The organism is Methanosarcina sp. A14, from assembly GCF_001729375.1.
GTDB classification, from domain to species: Archaea; Halobacteriota; Methanosarcinia; order Methanosarcinales; family Methanosarcinaceae; genus Methanosarcina; species Methanosarcina barkeri.
This window is the reverse complement of record NZ_LZPK01000055.1, coordinates 1-17,482: the sequence shown is the minus strand read 5'-3', so window position 1 is coordinate 17,482 and position 17,482 is coordinate 1. Positions and strand designations below refer to the sequence as shown.

The 17,482-nt window shown below is 39.8% G+C and carries 15 protein-coding genes and 1 tRNA gene; 12 read left to right on the top strand and 4 right to left on the bottom strand.

All coding sequences use genetic code 11. The features are described from left to right. Positions 1 to 838 precede the first annotated feature (838 nt). Entirely contained in the window at positions 839 to 1,003 is a 165-nt protein-coding gene (locus A9239_RS19310; protein WP_155396497.1) for a hypothetical protein, read from the top strand. Between the two features lie 867 nt (positions 1,004 to 1,870). Here A9239_RS19310 and ppdK read toward each other — a convergent pair. Then, positions 1,871 to 4,519 (bottom strand): pyruvate, phosphate dikinase, encoded by a 2,649-nt coding sequence (gene ppdK / locus A9239_RS03615; protein ID WP_048154433.1) that lies wholly within the window; start codon positions 4,517 to 4,519, stop codon positions 1,871 to 1,873. A 330-nt stretch (positions 4,520 to 4,849) separates the two neighbouring features. Between ppdK and A9239_RS03610 the strand changes: the two genes are divergently transcribed. The 5 genes from A9239_RS03610 to A9239_RS03590 all read left to right on the top strand — a co-directional run bounded on the left by A9239_RS03610 (position 4,850) and on the right by A9239_RS03590 (position 8,465). Further along, positions 4,850 to 5,110, top strand: coding sequence for a Gar1/Naf1 family protein (locus A9239_RS03610; protein ID WP_048120062.1), 261 nt, complete (start codon positions 4,850 to 4,852; stop codon positions 5,108 to 5,110). A gap of 190 nt (positions 5,111 to 5,300) precedes the next feature. Continuing rightward, a complete protein-coding gene (locus A9239_RS03605) occupies positions 5,301 to 6,314 on the top strand; it encodes a transcription initiation factor IIB (protein ID WP_011306400.1) in 1,014 nt (337 codons plus the stop codon). A 161-nt stretch (positions 6,315 to 6,475) separates the two neighbouring features. Beyond that, positions 6,476 to 7,132: a LysE family transporter gene (locus tag A9239_RS03600; RefSeq protein ID WP_048154435.1), complete on the top strand. Its 657-nt coding sequence runs from the start codon at positions 6,476 to 6,478 to the stop codon at positions 7,130 to 7,132. A 63-nt stretch (positions 7,133 to 7,195) separates the two neighbouring features. Continuing rightward, complete coding sequence (locus A9239_RS03595; RefSeq protein ID WP_048154438.1) at positions 7,196 to 8,206, top strand: class I SAM-dependent methyltransferase family protein; 1,011 nt, start codon at positions 7,196 to 7,198, stop codon at positions 8,204 to 8,206. Positions 8,207 to 8,393: 187 nt separating this feature from the next. Next, positions 8,394 to 8,465, top strand: a tRNA-Thr gene (locus A9239_RS03590). Between the two features lie 405 nt (positions 8,466 to 8,870). Here the strand turns inward: A9239_RS03590 and A9239_RS03585 are convergent. Next, positions 8,871 to 9,359, bottom strand: a complete 489-nt coding sequence (locus tag A9239_RS03585; protein ID WP_048120055.1) for a type IV pilin — start codon at positions 9,357 to 9,359, stop codon at positions 8,871 to 8,873. A gap of 298 nt (positions 9,360 to 9,657) precedes the next feature. On the opposite strand from A9239_RS03585, the gene A9239_RS03580 reads away from it, so the two are divergent. The 4 genes from A9239_RS03580 to fdhD all read left to right on the top strand — a co-directional run bounded on the left by A9239_RS03580 (position 9,658) and on the right by fdhD (position 14,291). Beyond that, positions 9,658 to 10,695: a type IV pilin N-terminal domain-containing protein gene (locus A9239_RS03580; RefSeq protein WP_048120053.1), complete on the top strand. Its 1,038-nt coding sequence runs from the start codon at positions 9,658 to 9,660 to the stop codon at positions 10,693 to 10,695. A 2-nt stretch (positions 10,696 to 10,697) separates the two neighbouring features. Continuing rightward, positions 10,698 to 11,738 (top strand): hypothetical protein, encoded by a 1,041-nt coding sequence (locus tag A9239_RS03575; protein ID WP_052712664.1) that lies wholly within the window; start codon positions 10,698 to 10,700, stop codon positions 11,736 to 11,738. A gap of 172 nt (positions 11,739 to 11,910) precedes the next feature. Continuing rightward, positions 11,911 to 13,449 (top strand): hypothetical protein, encoded by a 1,539-nt coding sequence (locus A9239_RS03570; RefSeq protein ID WP_052712665.1) that lies wholly within the window; start codon positions 11,911 to 11,913, stop codon positions 13,447 to 13,449. A 68-nt stretch (positions 13,450 to 13,517) separates the two neighbouring features. Beyond that, positions 13,518 to 14,291 carry a formate dehydrogenase accessory sulfurtransferase FdhD gene (gene fdhD / locus A9239_RS03565; protein WP_048120051.1) on the top strand — a complete coding sequence of 258 codons (774 nt, stop codon included), beginning with the start codon at positions 13,518 to 13,520 and terminating at the stop codon, positions 14,289 to 14,291. 86 nt (positions 14,292 to 14,377) lie between these two features. Here the strand turns inward: fdhD and A9239_RS03560 are convergent, their stop codons facing one another. Continuing rightward, complete coding sequence (locus A9239_RS03560) at positions 14,378 to 14,953, bottom strand: flavodoxin family protein (protein ID WP_048120049.1); 576 nt, start codon at positions 14,951 to 14,953, stop codon at positions 14,378 to 14,380. A 380-nt stretch (positions 14,954 to 15,333) separates the two neighbouring features. On the opposite strand from A9239_RS03560, the gene A9239_RS03555 reads away from it, so the two are divergent. Together A9239_RS03555 and A9239_RS03550 are read left to right on the top strand one after the other, a co-directional pair. Continuing rightward, positions 15,334 to 16,515 (top strand): chromosome segregation ATPase, encoded by a 1,182-nt coding sequence (locus tag A9239_RS03555; RefSeq protein ID WP_176722098.1) that lies wholly within the window; start codon positions 15,334 to 15,336, stop codon positions 16,513 to 16,515. Positions 16,516 to 16,526: 11 nt separating this feature from the next. Continuing rightward, a complete protein-coding gene (locus A9239_RS03550; RefSeq protein WP_048123239.1) occupies positions 16,527 to 16,793 on the top strand; it encodes a hypothetical protein in 267 nt (88 codons plus the stop codon). 316 nt (positions 16,794 to 17,109) lie between these two features. Here A9239_RS03550 and A9239_RS03545 read toward each other — a convergent pair whose 3' ends face one another. After that, the gene (locus tag A9239_RS03545; protein WP_048154440.1) at positions 17,110 to 17,400 is read right to left on the bottom strand and encodes a putative quinol monooxygenase; all 291 of its coding nucleotides are present in this window, start codon (positions 17,398 to 17,400) and stop codon (positions 17,110 to 17,112) included. Positions 17,401 to 17,482 lie beyond the last annotated feature (82 nt).

The window sequence follows — 17,482 nt, the reverse complement described above, 5'->3', positions numbered from 1 at the left end:
CTCAAACGACAGGAGACGCAGGAAAGGTTGTGGCTAATTGAGGCCGCAATAACCTGTATTTTTCATAAATTTTTTATTGACAACCTCATTCCAGAACTAATTTCACGTTTAAAATCGTAAAGTTTAAAACTATTTTTTATAATCTGAAATGATCAACTATTCGAAATGCAGAATTATTTAGAGAAGCAACATTGAGCTTTAGGACTAGTTATTATAAACGTGAAACATTAAAGCCAAATTTTAGACATATAACGACTTAATGTTACTGTTTTTCAGTTCAAGTACCTAAGTCCTACTGAGAAACTATCTCATTTTAGTATGTAAGTTCTACTTAGAAAAGGCTATGCTGGACTTGAAATCTTTTACGTCAAACAATTTTTTGCTTGAATGCAATTTTTGATATGATTTATTTAATATAATTTATGCTATTATTATGTGATGGAGTTGGGGAGTATAACTGGGAGATCATCAAAATGAAAAGAATTTCCTGGAGGTTGCTGATTCTTCTTCGAATCAATGGTGCTTGGGGGAGCATAAATTCGGAGAAACTGTATTGGGGGATACAGTAGATACAGCGCCTCTGGGCTTCTTCTTGCATCACATATTTAATAGATTCTTGATCAAATTTAGGAGAGTTTTTATCAAAAAATTTCTTATTTTATAGAGCCTGTGTATATCCATTTTTTAGAGCCTCTAAAATTAATTTTAATATCTTATATGTTTTTTAATCTATTTTTATCTCAAAAGCGTAAGTTATTTATATAATAAAGAGGAAATAGGATTCCGTATTCCTTTACAGGAAAAAGGGAATAAAACTAGAATAAAGGAGAACCAGTCAATGAATAAAATAACAGAGAAGAAGCTTTCAAAGCAAATTTCACAAGGATCTTTGTTTGGGAATGGGATGCTTTTAACCTCTGAAGAACTTTATGAAAGATGTTGGGGCCATTCATACAATATTCATCTAAAATTAAAAACAAATTGGAAAAAAGGAACATGTTAAAAATTTATAACTAAATAAACTTTAGACAACCTCTCGAAAGTTATCCACATATGAATAAAAATCAACTTGAAAATAGCGAAAACACAAAATGGGGTATAAAATGGAATACGAACTCGAAGAAGTAGAAAGAGATTACATCATGTTTAGAAAAGAAATGGGAGAAGAATAAACATAGAAGGAGTAAACTAGCCTTTCAATAGTCTACAAATATATCAGACCACCTCCGATAAACAATATCAGATAACCTCCAACAAACATATCAGATAACCTTCCAACAAACATATCAGACTACCTCCGATAAACAATATCAGATAACCTCCAACAAACATATCAGACCACCTCCATAAATATCTAAAAAATTAAACAAATGCGTAAACTCATCACAAAACTTGAAAATCATTCAAAATTCAAGACTTAAAGAACCAATTTTGAGTTTTGTGATGAACTAAACTAAAATAAAAATTCAAGAGGTATTATTCATGAAACATTTAAAAATATGTCCAAAATGCCATGCTAAACTGAAACTACGTTCCGATGGCGAGATCCAATACTGTAGTGTTTGTAAGTACTGGACAAAAGTAGGTACTGCAAGGCTCGATTCAATAATGATTTTTGGATGAGGAGTCTGCATGAAGCTCGATGTAAAATAACAGCATTAACCCTCAAAAAAGGGTTACATTATTATATTTTTAAGGAAATGCCTTTAAGAATCAGGATTTTCATACAAGATTTCAGACATAATAGACTCTTTAGAATAAATAAACATAGTTAAAGTTTTCAAACTAATTTACAAAAAAGTTTACAAAAAAAGAATATAAGCAGGATAAATCCTGCCTCTTTTTAATGAAGTTTTTAACTTCAAAAACTTTACTTTCTTGAATCAATTGTGCTCTGGGCAGCTACGAGCCTTGCAATTGGAACTCTGTAAGGAGAGCAGCTTACATAGTTAAGACCTATATCATAGGCGAAGTGAATGGATCTTGGCTCTCCACCGTGTTCTCCGCAGATTCCCATTTTGAGGTCAGGTTTGACAGAGCGGCCTTTTGATATGCCGATTTTCATGATCTCGCCAACGCCTTCCTGGTCCAGGACTGCAAATGGATCGTGCTCAATAATTCCTGCTTTCTGGTAGATAGGCACAAATTTGGACACATCGTCACGGCTGAACCCGAAGGTTGTCTGGGTCAGGTCGTTTGTCCCGAAGGAGAAGAAATCGGCTTCCTGAGCAATCTGGTCTGCGACAATTGCGGCTCTGGGCAGTTCGATCATTGTTCCTACTTTGTAATCGATCTTTACGCCTTTCTCAGCCATGACTTTCTCTGCCATCTTGCAGACTTCTTCCCTTGTAATGGCAAGCTCTTTTACAAGACCCACGAGTGGAATCATAATTTCAGGAGTAATCTTCATTCCCTCGTTTGTAAGTTCACAGGCTGCTTCCATGATTGCGCGTACCTGCATATCATAGATTTCCGGATAGGTGATTCCAAGCCTGCATCCCCTGTGACCAAGCATAGGGTTTATTTCTTTGAGGGAAACTACACGCTGAATGACCTTCTTTACCTCGTTGATCTTTCCGGAAGAATCTCCTGAGGCTTCGAGTTCCCTGAGCTTTGCGTCAAGCTCTTCCTTGTCAGGAAGGAACTCATGGAGTGGTGGGTCAAGCAGCCTGATAGTAACAGGCAGGCCTTCCATGCTGCGGAAGATTCCAAGGAAGTCTTCTTTCTGCATAGGAAGTAACTTTTTAAGGGCTTTCCTTCTGGACTTCTCATCTTCGGCCATGATCATTTCCCTTACTGCGGGAATCCTTTCTTCTCCGAAGAACATATGTTCAGTTCTGCAAAGTCCTATACCTTCAGCCCCTAGTTCACGGGCTAGGCCTGCATCTGCCGGATTATCTGCATTTGTTCTTACTCCGAGAGTCCTGATCTCGTCGGCCCACTGAAGAATCTTCTTTAGATCCTCATTAATTTCAGCATCAATCAGCTCTACTTTCCCGATAATTACACTGCCTGTGCTTCCATCAATGGTAACATAATCGTGCTCCTTGACAGTGTGACCATTTACCATAAAGAGGCCGCTCTTTGTATCGATGGATATGTCTCCACAACCCACAACACAAGGCTTTCCCATACCTCTTCCAACGACTGCGGCATGAGAGGTCATTCCTCCACGTACAGTGATGACACCCTGGGCAGCTGCCATTCCTCCGATATCTTCAGGGGAAGTTTCGGTCCTGACAAGAATTGTCTTTTCTCCCTTCTCAGCCATTTCCTCGGCTGCTTCGGCAGTAAATACAACTTTTCCGACAGCAGCTCCGGGTGATGCAGGAAGTCCCTTTGCGACTACTTCCAGTTTTGCATTGGGGTCAATTCTGGGGTGCAGGAGCAGGTCGATGTGTTCGGCTTTAACCCTTGTGACTGCGGTTTCTTTATCAATCAGCCCTTCTGCTACCATATCAGTTGCTAACTTTACGGCTGCGGCAGCTGTACGTTTTCCAGTCCTGGTCTGCAGCATGTAGAGTTTTCCTTCCTGGATAGTAAACTCTATATCCTGCATGTCTTTGAAGTGGGCTTCGAGCTTCTTACAGATATCAACAAGCTGATTGTAAGCTTCAGGAATCTTATTTCCAAGAGTATCAATAAAGTCCGGAGTTCGGATGCCTGCAACAACATCTTCACCCTGTGCGTTGATAAGGTACTCTCCGAAGAATTTCCTTTCTCCTGTAGACGGGTTTCTTGTAAAAGCAACACCTGTACCTGAGGTATTTCCTCTGTTCCCGTAAACCATGGTCTGTACATTGACAGCTGTGCCCCAACTGTCATCAATTTCGTTAAGCTTTCTGTATGTGATGGCTCTTGGATTGTTCCAGGAATCAAAAACAGCATCAATTGCCATCTGAAGCTGGACTTTCGGGTCCTGGGGGAACTCAAACCCTTTTTCGAGTTTGATTACCCCTTTGAACCTTTCAGCCAGATCTTTCAGCGCTTTTGCATCGAGATCGGTGTCAGATTCGACTTTAAGTTCTTTTTTCTTGTCCTCAATAAGGGACTCGAACTTTTCGAAGTCGATTCCCAGAACTACATCTCCAAACATAGAGATAAATCTGCGGTAACAGTCGTAAGCGAACCTTTCGTCATTGACCTTATTTGCGAGTCCGAGAACAGATTTGTCCGTGAGCCCAAGGTTAAGAACGGTATCCATCATCCCCGGCATGGACACCCTGGCACCGGACCTTACAGAAACAAGCAGTGGATCTTCTGGGTCTCCCAGCTTTTTGTTGTTTAAGGTCTCGAGCTTATCGATCGCTTCTTCAACCTGTTTGAGTACTTCTTCAGAATACTTCTTACCTTCCAGATAAAGTACGCAAACTTCGGTTGTTATCGTAAAACCTGGTGGTACGGGAATTCCGAGGTTTGCCATTTCGGCTAGGCCTGCGCCCTTACCTCCAAGTAAGTCTCTCATGCTAGCTTTGCCATCAGTTACATCCTTTCCAAAAAAATATACGAACTTGGACAATGAGTCTCCTCCTTAGAATGAGATCATTAATCGGAGTTAGTGACCGTAATAATAACCAGAATTATGGTCTGATTGCTGCCAACAATGTCCATTTAATATATAAGCTTGTGGTTTCCTTCTTCTCGTTCTTATATTCTACTATATTAAATTAGTTAAAACTAACATATAATATAGTTCTTGCGATATCTTTATATATAATGAACGTAGACTACATATGCTTTTCAGTTTACAATATATAGCCGTATTTATGGCTTACAGAAAAACATGCTCAAAGCCAGGAGATTTCTACCCTGCGCTGGAGAAAATAGCTATTAACTATTCGTGGCTGATATGAAACGACTCGGTAAAGTGCTGCACAGAACAGGTGTTAAAAACCTGATAATTAGAGGGGATGAGGTAAAACCCGAGAATGTCTCAGATGGTTTTCCTAAATTGAATTCGGTCGTTGTAGATAAAGCCCTGAATCGGATTGGTACGGTCATAAGTGTTTTCGGACCTGTAGGTCATCCATATTTTTTAGTGAAGGGTTTTAAACGAACTACGGATTCAGAATTTCGAGCTCTTATTAATGAAAGAGTCTATATTCGGTGAAAGCTCTGGCATGAATATGCACTTGAATTCTATATTATGGTTAAACATTAACTAGGTTATATATTTTTTGCTAGTTACAGCCGTGATTTTTCTTATCCTGCCTTTTAGATATCTTGTAATTTCAGTGGTGCAGCCAAAAAATACCGGAAATATACACATATGATTGTTTTAGTTTGTAAGGTGATATGATATGGTAGAAGTCGAAAGAGTTCGCTATTCGGACACTCTTGAAAGAGAAAAAATACGTGCCATGATCAAAGCTCGCAAAGAGAAGCAAAAGGAGCAAAGTTTTGAGAAAGAAAAGGCCGTGTGTCCAGAATGCGGCAGCAGAAACCTTGTTCACGACTATGAGCGAGCCGAACTCGTGTGCGGGGACTGCGGACTTGTCATTGATGCCGATTTTGTGGATGAAGGCCCAGAATGGCGAGCTTTCGATCATGATCAACGTATGAAGCGTTCCCGTGTGGGTGCGCCCATGACATACACAATCCACGACAAAGGGCTTTCCACAATGATTGACTGGAGGAACCGCGACTCCTATGGAAAGTCAATCTCTTCCAAAAATCGTGCTCAACTCTATCGTTTAAGAAAATGGCAGCGTAGAATCCGTGTAAGTAACGCAACTGAAAGAAACCTTGCATTTGCACTATCTGAACTGGATAGAATGGCTTCTGCTCTCGGTCTTCCGAGAACTGTGCGGGAAACCGCAGCTGTCGTCTACAGAAAAGCTGTGGACAAGAATCTTATCCGTGGAAGAAGTATTGAAGGTGTTGCCGCAGCCGCTCTTTATGCTGCTTGCCGCCAGTGCAGCGTCCCAAGAACTCTTGATGAAATTGAAGAGGTATCCAGAGTAAGCCGGAAAGAAATCGGAAGAACCTACCGCTTTATTTCCAGAGAACTCGCACTGAAGCTCATGCCTACGTCTCCTATCGACTATGTCCCAAGGTTCTGTTCAGGCCTTAACCTTAAAGGAGAAGTCCAGTCAAAGAGCGTTGAGATCCTTAGGCAGGCTTCCGAAAAGGAACTCACAAGCGGAAGAGGTCCAACAGGAGTTGCTGCCGCTGCAATTTATATTGCGTCCATTCTCTGTGGTGAGCGGAGAACTCAGCGGGAAGTTGCGGATGTAGCCGGAGTTACTGAAGTTACTATCCGAAACAGATACAAAGAGCTTGCAGAAGAACTGGATATAGAGATTATTCTCTAAGATTTTCTTTATTTTTCTTTTGCCAGCAGGTTTTCTCTTTTACTTAGAGAAACGTCCTATTTTTTACTGGTTTTATTTACTCAAGTCATTTATCCGGTTTTTCCGCTTGTGGAGGTTTATTTCAAAACAGGATCTTAGATACCTTTATTTTTTGATCCATAATGCTAATAATTGAAGTTTTTGAAGCTCTTCTATTAGGTTTCTCTGTAGGGCTTACAGGCGCACTTGTTCCGGGCCCAATGCTTTTTGCAACTATAGAGATATCACTGAAGAAAGGCTGGCTTGCAGGCCCACAGGTGGTATTCGGGCATATTCTCGTGGAGGCTGTGCTCTACGTGCTGATTCTCTTAGGAGCTGCTTCGTTTGTCGATAGTGGTATAATTTCCATAATTTTTTTTATAGGAGGGCTTTCACTTCTAGTATTTGGACTTCTTACCTTAAAGGAAGCACGAGCTACAGCTTCTTCTGCTCTGATTTCTCAGGATTCTTCAGGCTTGAAGCTGATTTCCAACCCTGCCCTGATAGGCCTGGTTACTTCAGTTTCTAACCCGTACTTCTGGATCTGGTGGCTGACCGCTGGCGGAGCTCTTGTACTTAAGGAATATGAACTGGGAATTCTAATTGCAATGGCTTATATGCTCGGGCACTGGACTGCAGATCTGGGATGGTTTACTGCCATATCCGGCTCGTTCGGGCGTGGCAAAACCCTTCTCTCCCAAAAAATGCATAGATATATTCTTTATACCTGCGGGGTATTCCTGGTAATTTTTGGGTTGTACTTCATGCTGAATTACAATCATTCGATTCATTTATCCTGAGCATGGGCTATGGATAGCTTAATAACAAAAGGATAACTTTAGGCTTCCAAAAGGCGATTTCCCATGAAACGGCAGTGCATAAAAGTTCCTAAAAAGAAAGGAGAGCCTGTAAGAAGAATACTCCTTGAGCTTGAAATTCTGGATAACTCCGTAAAAATAGGCGCAGATGAGGCGTTTCTTTATCTTCCCCTGACCAGAGAACCTGCTTCTGACGAGCTGGAAAGTTTTCCCGAAGAAATTGAGCTTATAGAGTTCGATTTCAAGCCCCATAAAAAGAAACCCGTTCCGGAAGACCTGCTTGGTTTCAGCCCTGCTTATGAAGTTATAGGAGACATCGCCCTGCTGGAAGACCCTGAGCTTGACAAGGAAAAAGCCTCAAGAATTGCCGATGCCCTCCTTTTAACCCATTCGAATATAAAAACAGTGCTCAAGCCTCTTACGCCTGTTATCGGGGAATTTCGGGTTAGAGAATTTGAGGTCGTTGCAGGTGAGCCGAGAACCGAAACTATTCACAGGGAATACGGCTGTCGCTACAAAGTCGACCTTGCACGGGCTTATTTTACTCCCCGCCTTTCGACCGAGCGCTCAAGAATTCTTTCCCGGGTCAAGAAAGGGGATATCATTGTTGATATGTTTGCAGGCGTCGGCCCTTATAGCATCCTTATCGCAAAGAGCAAAAAGCCCTCAAAAGTCCTGTCAATCGATAAAAACCCGGATGCTGTGCGTTATCTCAGGGAAAATATAATTCTTAACTCTGCGAAAAACATCGAAGCAATCGAAGGCGACGCCCGGGAAGAAGCAACAAAGTTTGCAGGTACTGCCGACCATGTGATTATGAATTTACCTCATAGTGCTTTTGAGTTCCTGGACTCCGCAGTTCTCCTGGCAAAGCCCGGCGGAATTATCCATTATTACGGAATTACCCCTGAAGACGACCTCTTCGAAAGCTCTATAAAATTCATAAAGGAAGCTGCGGAAAAAGCAGGCAGGAAAATCGAGGTTCTTGAAAAAAGGGTAGTTCGTTCGTATGCTCCTCACCAGTATAATATCTGTATAGAGGCCAGAATTGTTTAATGGATGATAGGATCATTTGAAGGAATGACAAAATTATTTTAGGGAAGCTAAAACCTTAAAAAGGTGGCCGCATTATTTAAATAATGTCAGGGTTATCCAGACGTTGCAAAAGCAAATAGCTCCGCCCGAGCGAAATAATTAAATTCTTGATCTATATATTAGATCTGCTTATTCTTTCTATGCATTTGCCGTCGTGGCTTAGCGGTATAGCGGCTGATTCGTAATCAGCAGGTCGAGGGTTCAAGTCCCCCCGGCGGCTTTTTGTTTTTTGGTTAAAAAATACTGCCATATTCGCGGCAAATAAATTCTTGAATTTTCTTGTTCTTGATTTGAGAATACTATAGGATCTCCAATTTTGATTCGGACGAGAAATATAAGCAAACTTTGATTTCACTCTTTGTTTTCCAATTACTCTAACTGAGAGTAATAAAAACCATGCGGAGAAACGTCGAAGAAAAATAACAAATTCAATATAAATACAAGTTGATCCTATCCCAAAAGCCATTTAGTCCTTAATCATCAAGAATTTTCAGGATTGTTTTCATGGTCAGAAACTTGATTGATTATTCAAAATACAGGATTCAGAGAAGCAATTTTGAGTTTTGGGATTAGCTCGTTGAGTAAAAAAGGAAAAAGCACCTGATTGAGGTGCTTAAATTCGTGTTTAGAACCTTAGATTCTTGTCACAAATAAGTTGGCTTGTTGCTATATCAATAACCTTGATATTGACACTGTCACCGGAATTAACAGTTATTGCAGTACCTGTATTGTCAGTTCCTGAAGTAGGAGGCATTCTCAACTCAACGATCTGAACATCGCCAACTTCAAAATCAGCACTAGTAGTAATGGCTCCAAAGTAAACCTCAGTAGAATTTCCAGTGCCAACCGTCGTCATAACTTTTGTTATACTGCGATCGAAATTGATGGGATCTCCGCCAAGATGTTCTATTTTTACACACGCTGTATTATTTGTATCGAGTCTGGATGATTTAATCTCAAGATTCGCCTGCGGTGCGGATTCGACAGCTCCCTTACTGAATACAGAAGATCCGATTGCGGCGGCGAGGATGACGGTTATTGCAACCATCAGGATAACACCGATAACCGGGGAAACTGCTTTGTCATCTTTTCTAAACAATTTCTTAAAATCCATATGTTCTCCCTCTTGGTTAAACGTATTCGGACAGGAAAGCCCGCCAGATACCTTTAACACCTGAAATATAATGTTAACAATAGTCATTTATTTTAACTGTATGTCATTTTACTTTTCATAAATATTTAAACTTTTGCTGAATGTAATAAAGAGTTATCTAGTTCCACTCCTATAATTAACTCAGTAAGATCTTTATTAGCAGTTATACTTTAATAAATTTTCTCAGACAGTCAAGTTAATATTCTATTAAAAACACCTTAAAAAGTTGGTAATTAAATTTTTAGAAGGTGTTTTTATCGTGGAGGGTAAAAAGTACAGGGCATTTTGCCATGACTGCCGGGGAGTTTCAGAAGTATATGGGCAAATACTCATGATGGGTATAGTCGTTTTAGCCTTTTCTACAATAGCAATAACTGTGTTTTCCGATGGGGGAGTTGTGAAACCGGAACATACTCCGCATACTGATCTGCAAGAAACCGTTAATGCAACTGCCGATATCGTAGAAGTCGTCCATAGCGGTGGAGAAGACATAGACCTGTCAAATATCAAAATAATACTGATCGTCGAAAGCCCAGGAAAATCTGAACTCAAACACTTAGAATTCAGTAGGTCCAAATTTGAGATTAGAAATCCAGATGGTACTGATTCTGATGACGATCTTTTCATGCTCGGGGATTGTATTTTTATTGATACAAGTAAAGCGGATGATCGGGGAGGGAAGTACAACATCACAAGCAGCGATACCATAGACATGTTCTTTGTGGACATGCCTTCCGAACAGGTGATCCAGAGAGTTGCACTCCAGCATGGAAATAAAGATATTTCTGGAGTTACGGACCTCGTTACTGGGCGTTACTGGATAACTCCTTATCCGAACGGAACTGCAACCGATACTTCAGGCGGGTGGATATCCACAGAAGCTACTAATGAAATAGGAGACGGAATTTTCACTGTATATTATCCTCCAAGTAAAAACGATGATGACCCAAACTCTACAGCCCAGGTATTTGATTTCAATATCAATTCAACTAAAGAAGGAGTCTCAGCTCCAATTCACAAAGTAACTTTAAAAATAGTGTATAGTGTGCACGACGGCAGTTACAAAGATCTCGCACTGGATATCAGCATTGGAGAACCTGAAAACTGGATAAGGGTTGATGAGGATATGCCTCAATACAAGCAAGATTTCGATGCTCACGAGATAGATCTCACACCCTATGTGAAGACGATTGACGACCTCGAGAAATTCAAAGCAAGGTTTGTAATCATTACTAATGCGAGCAAAAATGCCGACAAGAAATCATGGATAGACTTCTTAGGAATCCATGTAGACTGAAAATGAAAGCATGGAAAAAGGAGGATGAGCAAAAGGAGAGAGGGAAAATGAAAGGGTTTATGAAGGGTGAATTCCAACCGGATCTGGATTCTTTTTTCTGTCTAGAATCTGCATCAACGACAGCTCTGACCACTGTTTTGCTTCTTGGGATAATATTTTCAGTTATTGCCGCGGTTCATCTGGGATATACACCTGAATGGAAAAACGATTACGAGCATTCTCACATGACTAGCGTATGGGAAGACATGACAGAACTTAAATCAAAAATAGACATGACTACAGTACTTCTTGCGTCAGACATTAATTCCTCCACCCCAAAAGTTACGACAACAACAACCCTCCACACTAGAAAACTGGAGACACCTTTTATTAGCTCTACAAAATCTACTGGAATTTTTTCATTAAACACTGACCGGTGTAAAATGATAATCACTCCGGCAAATAATAGCGAAATGGAAAACGCAATGGAAAACGCAATGGAGAACGCAACGGTCATCAACTGTGGCACAATTGCATATAATTCAAATAATAACTATTATACGGAACAGACCTTCAAGTACGAAAACGGAGCTTTAATTCTAGAACAGAATAAAAAGGCAGTTATGAAACTTTACCCTTCAATTAGTGTCTCTGAAGTATCATTTAGGAATTACACCTTTCTTATTAACGCTGTAGAGATCCAGGGGGTGGCAAATACTATTTCATCAAACTTAGATGGTTCCATTCTTCTGAAAGGAATATCTTATGGAACCCTTTATGACAGTGCTATTTCCGGAAATGAAAGTTCCTTACTGTTAACAGTATATACGGATCATCCTGCCGCCTGGAAGATTTATCTTAACGAAACAATGACCGAAGCAGGTCTAGAGGTAGATAAAGATTATGCTCTTGACCGTATTGGAAATAATTACGTGACATACGTATTTCCAGAAAAAGGAAGCGACATTAGCCTCAAAAGGCTTTACGTTGGAAAAGCCACAATTAACGCAGAGTTGGGGATTGGCTTAAGCGGGTTTGTGGAATCGAAATTAAATTCGAAATAATAGAGTAAAATGTACTTGCCCTTGTTCGAATAGACTTACTTTATTATTTTATAAAAAATGTACTTTCATACTTTTTACCCAACATACTTCTCAATAAAATTACTAAATTCAAACTGAAAAATAACATCACAACTGATAGAACATAAATTAAAAAATTACGCGATGTCCCGCTATGAACACTAAAAAGAACAGAAGCAGAAAAAAGGATGGAAAGGGCCTCTTCAGCTCGGAATCAGGAACAGCCACAGTCATTGCGACAGTATTGCTTCTATGCATCATATTTACTGCACTTGCATTGATAAGGGTTGAATATGTTCCGGAATGGAAAATTGATGCCGAAAAATCACATATGAATGACGTCCAGAAAGACATGATAGAACTGAAATCAACGGCAGATATATTGTCTCTTCTCATGGCTTCAGACTCAAATTTCTCAGCCTCAGGACTTCCAATAACTATTCCTTTTATTATGGGTGGAGGGGAAATTCCTATTCTTGAGCCTTCAAAATCAAGCGGGATGCTTTCAGTAAGCATGGAACGCTGTAAAATGACCATAATTCCCAAAAGACTTTTGGTTTCAGATTCTCTCCAGGTAGAAGAAGATGCTAAAAAAATAGAATGTGGAGGCATTACTTATCGTTCGAACAACAGAGAATACCTTGACCAGGTCTTAAGGTATGAAAATGGAGCTCTGATCCTTGCTCAGGGCGAAAAATCAGTGATGAAGGAATTTCCCTCTTTTAACATAGAGAAAACCAGTGAAAAAAACTATACTGTTTCTATCCAGGCGATTAAAATAAGAGGAGAACCTGATGCTGTTTCCTCCAACGCCGATGTTTCGTTGAGACTGACAGGAATTAGCAACAACGTTACTTACAACAGCAACGATACAGGAGATATTGCTTCATTCTACGGTACTGTTATCACTGAATATCCAGATGCTTGGATATCTTATCTCAATGAAACTGCAAAAAATGCAGGACTTGAGTATGGCACGGACTATGACCTTGATAAACCAAGTTCCAATTTCGTATATTTCAATTTCACGTCCACAAACAATAAAACACTTCAGAGCCTTAGCATAAGCGAATCTGTTATCCAAGCGGATCTGGGAACTGGACTCAGCTCGAGCAGTGAGGATGTCAATTGGTCAGAATCTGGCGAAGATGAAAATACAGAACATGAAGATAAATCCATTATGGAACTGGGCGAATGGTACTATTTTGACATGTTTTCAGGAACTTATGAAGAAACTTTAATGTCTGTTAGTAGCATTGATCCAAATATGTTAACAGACCGTGATGAAGACTATTCACTTCCAGTGGGAAGTTTCAAAAATTATGAGCTGAGTCCATACAGCGAGGTTAACGACTTCAACTATAGTATGAATAATAATGGTAAAACTCTCAACCTGAATTTTGGATACAACAATTTCAGTTCATTTAACTCTACTTCGATTCCAACTAAAGCAACTATCTGCATGATCTATAGTTTCAGCGGTAGCAAGGAACCCAATATAGTAATGACTCTCACAGGAACCGAAAGGGGAACCTTCAAGCCGAATAGTGGCTGGTGCCTGTACAATCAAACATTTTCTATATCTTCAAAAGATCCCGAAGAGATTACTCTCAATCTTAAAGTTATAACTGATAGTGGGAGTAATGCAGCAGGTACTTTCCGTATCGACTACCTCGCAGTCTACCTGAGCTAACGGAAAAGAAAAAGGCATATGGGTACATATCTTCACCACACACTGAAAAAGCGAGAAACTCGATCCATATGCCCGAAAAATACGCCACTTCCTATCCTGCGAAAAGAATTCATTCTGACGGCAGAGCCGAAAACGTTAAAGTGCTGCTAGCAAAGGAATGCCCTGTTAAACTATTTCTCAACGGAAAACTCTTTACAACACTTTTTGCTTCCCCGCTCGCACTCAAAGAGCTTGCGATAGGCCACCTGATCACAGAAGGTGTTCTCAGTTTCAGCGAAATTGAAAACGTAGAAATAGAAGGCGGAATGGTTCATGTCCGTACCCAAAGCGAGAATAAGAAAATCCATAATGAAGATGCTGGAATAATCGGAAGAGCAGGAAAAGCAGGAAAATCTGAAAAAGAATACAAAACCAGCAGAGAAATCTTTGTAGACTCAGAATCTGTTTTTGATCCGCAAGCCGTCTTTGCAGGCATGGAATACCTTGAATCTGATACATACAAGCTTACCAGAGGGACCCATCTGGCAGCTCTGATAGACCGAAGCGGGAAACTTGCTGTACAAATCGTAGACGTCGGCCGGCATAACGCTGTAGACAAAGCTGTAGGAGCTGCTTTTCTAAAAGGCCTCGACCTCTCACAACATTACATGCTCTCGACAGGCCGGCAGCCCGCTTATATGGTCACAAAAGCAGCTCGGGCAGGAATCCCTCTTATCGCCACCAAATCCATGCCCTTCGACTCAGGTGTTGAAGCCGCAAAAAAAGCAAATGTATGCCTCATAGGCCAGCTCAGAAAAGAATCTATGCTCGTCTTCGCCGGCGAATGGAGGGTAAAACTCTAATCAGTTTCTAAAAACTGCTACCTTCAAGCCTTTTTCAAAAAAATCATGTAGTACTTAGATAGCTGGCTATAATTTATATCTATAATTTACACATTTAGCTTCTTCAAAAGCCATGCCATGTTCTGGCCCAGAGTCTGCATGGTTTGAATGCCTTCTTCATCTTTTTCAACTTCCCCTTCGGCAAGTCCCATTCCCATATTCCAGTAACTTGATCCCGGGATTATCATCTGGGAAATTGTGAAGAAATGGTTGATTGAATCAAAAACGTGAATCGAGCCTGCTCGTCTAACTGCAACGACTGCTGCTCCTACTTTATGCCTGAACATTTCATTGTTGGCTTTAGCAACAAAACCTGCCCTATCAATAAGAGCTTTAAGTTCGGGAGTCAGGTCTGCAAAATAAGTAGGTGAAGCTAGAATTATTCCATCGGCTTCGAGCATCTTTTCAATACATTCGTTGACGATATCCTTGTCAATTATACATTTCTTGTCCTTTTTTTCGTAGCATTTCCCGCAGGCCGTGCAGCCGTGGATTCTTTTTCCTCCTACCTGCACAACTTCGGTTTCTATTCCTTCTTTTTCAAGTTCCGCAAGGACATGCTTTATAAGAGCAGCCGTGTTTCCTTCCTTTCTCGGACTTCCGTTAAAAGCGACAACTTTCATTTCTTAATTCCTCCAGTGAACTGTCTCTACTTTCTATTTTTTCCTTTCTGTTTTTTATCTCTATTTTCTCCTTTCTGTTTTTATCTCTATTCTCTATCTTTCTTCCTTACATCTTTTATTCTCTTCTTTCTATTCTCTACCTTTCTTCTCTGCTTTCTTCTTCTAATTGATTCTCTTTCAGGCTTTTCTCTATCTTCCTTGCAGCAATAAATATCTCCTATAAAATATATTTTAACAACTATTCGCTAGAATTACCTCAGTTTGTCAGAAAACACCGGTCTCATTGTCGGAGATTCAGGATCGATAAACTCTCCGAAAACAATGTTTATATTTACCTTACTCCATAAACAGTATAATAAATTTCTAATGTGGGTGGTTAGATGAAAAAATCAAAAAATTTTCGGTGTCTAGTTTATCTTATAATTATGTTAATATTACTTAGCATAATTCCGGAAGTCTCCTTCGCTGCTAAAGGTTCTTCTGGACACGGAAAAGGTAACCAAGATAAGTATATGCGCGAAGATGTCCGCAATTCATCTAATAATGAAACTGATAACATAGGTGACGCTGGTGATTCTGCGGTGGATAAGGAAAGGTTTCAGAACAATTCCAGCGTAAAAGACAGGAATAGGACCTTAGAACACAAACAAGAAAAAAATCAATTAAGAGAAGAGCTGCAGGTTAATAAGCAAGAATATAACGAAGCAAAAGGAGATTTTCTCAAAATCAGGAATCTTGTTCGTGCAGGAAAACTTGGTCCTAATTCCGAAGAGGCTCTGAATGCCTCAAAGCTCTACCTTAACTCAAGTGTTAACTACATGATAGCTCACCTTTCAAGTGTAAAGAGCAACGTGGCTTATTCAAGCGGAAACGGGACCGACGAAAAAGCTATTGATGTCGATGAAAAGATAAAATTACTCGAAGCTGAGAAGGCTGAAATTGCAAATGCATCAAGCCAGGAAGAGATTCTGGTTGTGATCGGGTCCGTTCGTGGAGTCTGGAATAATGCCGAGAAAACCAGCCTTGAGAGTGCAGGTCAAACTGTCAGTGGGAAAATAGGGGAGTTTATAGAAAAATCCGAAAACCTTTCTGAAAAACTTGGAACAACAGTAGATAATCTGAATGAAACAGGTGTTAACACAACCGACCTTGATACTAAACTTGCCAGTTACAATTTCTATGTAAACTCCGCGAAAGAGAATAAAGAAGCTTTAGATGCTGTCTATAGTGGTGAGAATGTTACTAGGAAAGATATGGAGAAGGCAAACGGTTATCTTCGTCAATCTCTCCGTGATATCGATACGGCAAACGATATAATTAGACAAATTCTCAACGAGCTTAAGGAATACGAGACTGAAAATGGTAACGAAATTGGAGTCGAAGACAACCAGAAAACTGCACTTAATAACACTGAAAATACAACTGGTACAAATTTCTCTGGCGGAAATTATAGCATTAATACCGACAGCCCTGAAAGCGGAGATAATGTTTCTTATGGAAAAGAAAAAAGTCATAGCTCAGGGAATGATACTGGAAACTTAATTAATAAATTACAGAATTGAGGGGGCAGAAAATGATCAAATTTGCTCACCTGCTCGTACTGTCAGCTTTAATTGCCTGTCTTGCAGGATCCGGTTGTGTCGGGGACAGTACATCTGAAGTAAAAGAATCAAAAGCAAATCCAGACGTTGCTGAGATGCAGAATGTTGAACCAGCTGAAGATCTTGGAATGGAGCCTATGCAGGCCGAAATTCAGGAATTTGATTCTGAGATAAAAGATCTTGATGACTTGCTTGCGAACGCAAGCCTTGAAGAAGAGATAGTAATTGAAGAGCTGTGAAATGAAAAGGGGAGAAGTGAAAACTCTACTCTACAGTAGTAAACGTATCTTTTATTGATTTATATTATGAATCTGCTAATTTTGGGGGTAAAATCACTTTCAAGATATGTATCTTAAGATATATATCACAAGGTTTATCCCCTAAAGAGTTATTGGCATGGAATAGAAAAACATATTATTGATCTTGATTTTCTCTGCCATAACACTTTCCCACTTTCAATTTTATTCACTACTGCATCAAGTTTGATACTGACTTTCCAAAAAGTGTTTGAGAACAGAGTTTTAAGAATGAAATCGGTAAAAACACACCTGGATATTACAACGTTTTTCTGTAGACATTAACCTCAGTTTCTTTCTCAAGGTATTCTGAAAGTAGTGGAAATATTTCTTTAAAATGACTGGAATTTAAATGTTGATCAAGGCTTTTTTCATCTTTCCACTCTTCTAAGAAAGTCAGGACTCCTGAATTCTCCAGTTCCTGATACAGGCCATAATCTATGCAGCCTTCATCTTTTAATGATACTTCAACAAGGCTTTTGCACAAACCCAGAAAGTCCTGAACCTTTTCAGGTTTGACGTAATTTTTTGCAACCACTCGTATTGTCAATAAATCACCAGCTTCTTAGCAAAAATTATTTTTCCTAAATTTTCAACTTCTCATGCTTTCCGTACTTTCCGTACTTCCCATA

What these genes read in the sequence shown, in the direction of transcription:
- A9239_RS03575 (WP_052712664.1), top strand. Translation starts at nt 10,698, where the DNA reads ATGAAAGCATGGAAAAAGGAGGATGAGCAAAAGGAGAGAGGGAAAATG.
- fdhD (WP_048120051.1), top strand. Translation starts at nt 13,518, where the DNA reads ATGCCCGAAAAATACGCCACTTCCTATCCTGCGAAAAGAATTCATTCT.
- A9239_RS03595 (WP_048154438.1), top strand. Translation starts at nt 7,196, where the DNA reads ATGAAACGGCAGTGCATAAAAGTTCCTAAAAAGAAAGGAGAGCCTGTA.
- A9239_RS03605 (WP_011306400.1), top strand. Translation starts at nt 5,301, where the DNA reads ATGGTAGAAGTCGAAAGAGTTCGCTATTCGGACACTCTTGAAAGAGAA.
- A9239_RS03570 (WP_052712665.1), top strand. Translation starts at nt 11,911, where the DNA reads ATGAACACTAAAAAGAACAGAAGCAGAAAAAAGGATGGAAAGGGCCTC.
- A9239_RS03555 (WP_176722098.1), top strand. Translation starts at nt 15,334, where the DNA reads ATGAAAAAATCAAAAAATTTTCGGTGTCTAGTTTATCTTATAATTATG.
- A9239_RS03585 (WP_048120055.1), bottom strand. Translation starts at nt 9,359, where the DNA reads ATGGATTTTAAGAAATTGTTTAGAAAAGATGACAAAGCAGTTTCCCCG.
- A9239_RS03560 (WP_048120049.1), bottom strand. Translation starts at nt 14,953, where the DNA reads ATGAAAGTTGTCGCTTTTAACGGAAGTCCGAGAAAGGAAGGAAACACG.
- A9239_RS03610 (WP_048120062.1), top strand. Translation starts at nt 4,850, where the DNA reads ATGAAACGACTCGGTAAAGTGCTGCACAGAACAGGTGTTAAAAACCTG.
- A9239_RS03600 (WP_048154435.1), top strand. Translation starts at nt 6,476, where the DNA reads ATGCTAATAATTGAAGTTTTTGAAGCTCTTCTATTAGGTTTCTCTGTA.
- A9239_RS03550 (WP_048123239.1), top strand. Translation starts at nt 16,527, where the DNA reads ATGATCAAATTTGCTCACCTGCTCGTACTGTCAGCTTTAATTGCCTGT.
- A9239_RS19310 (WP_155396497.1), top strand. Translation starts at nt 839, where the DNA reads ATGAATAAAATAACAGAGAAGAAGCTTTCAAAGCAAATTTCACAAGGA.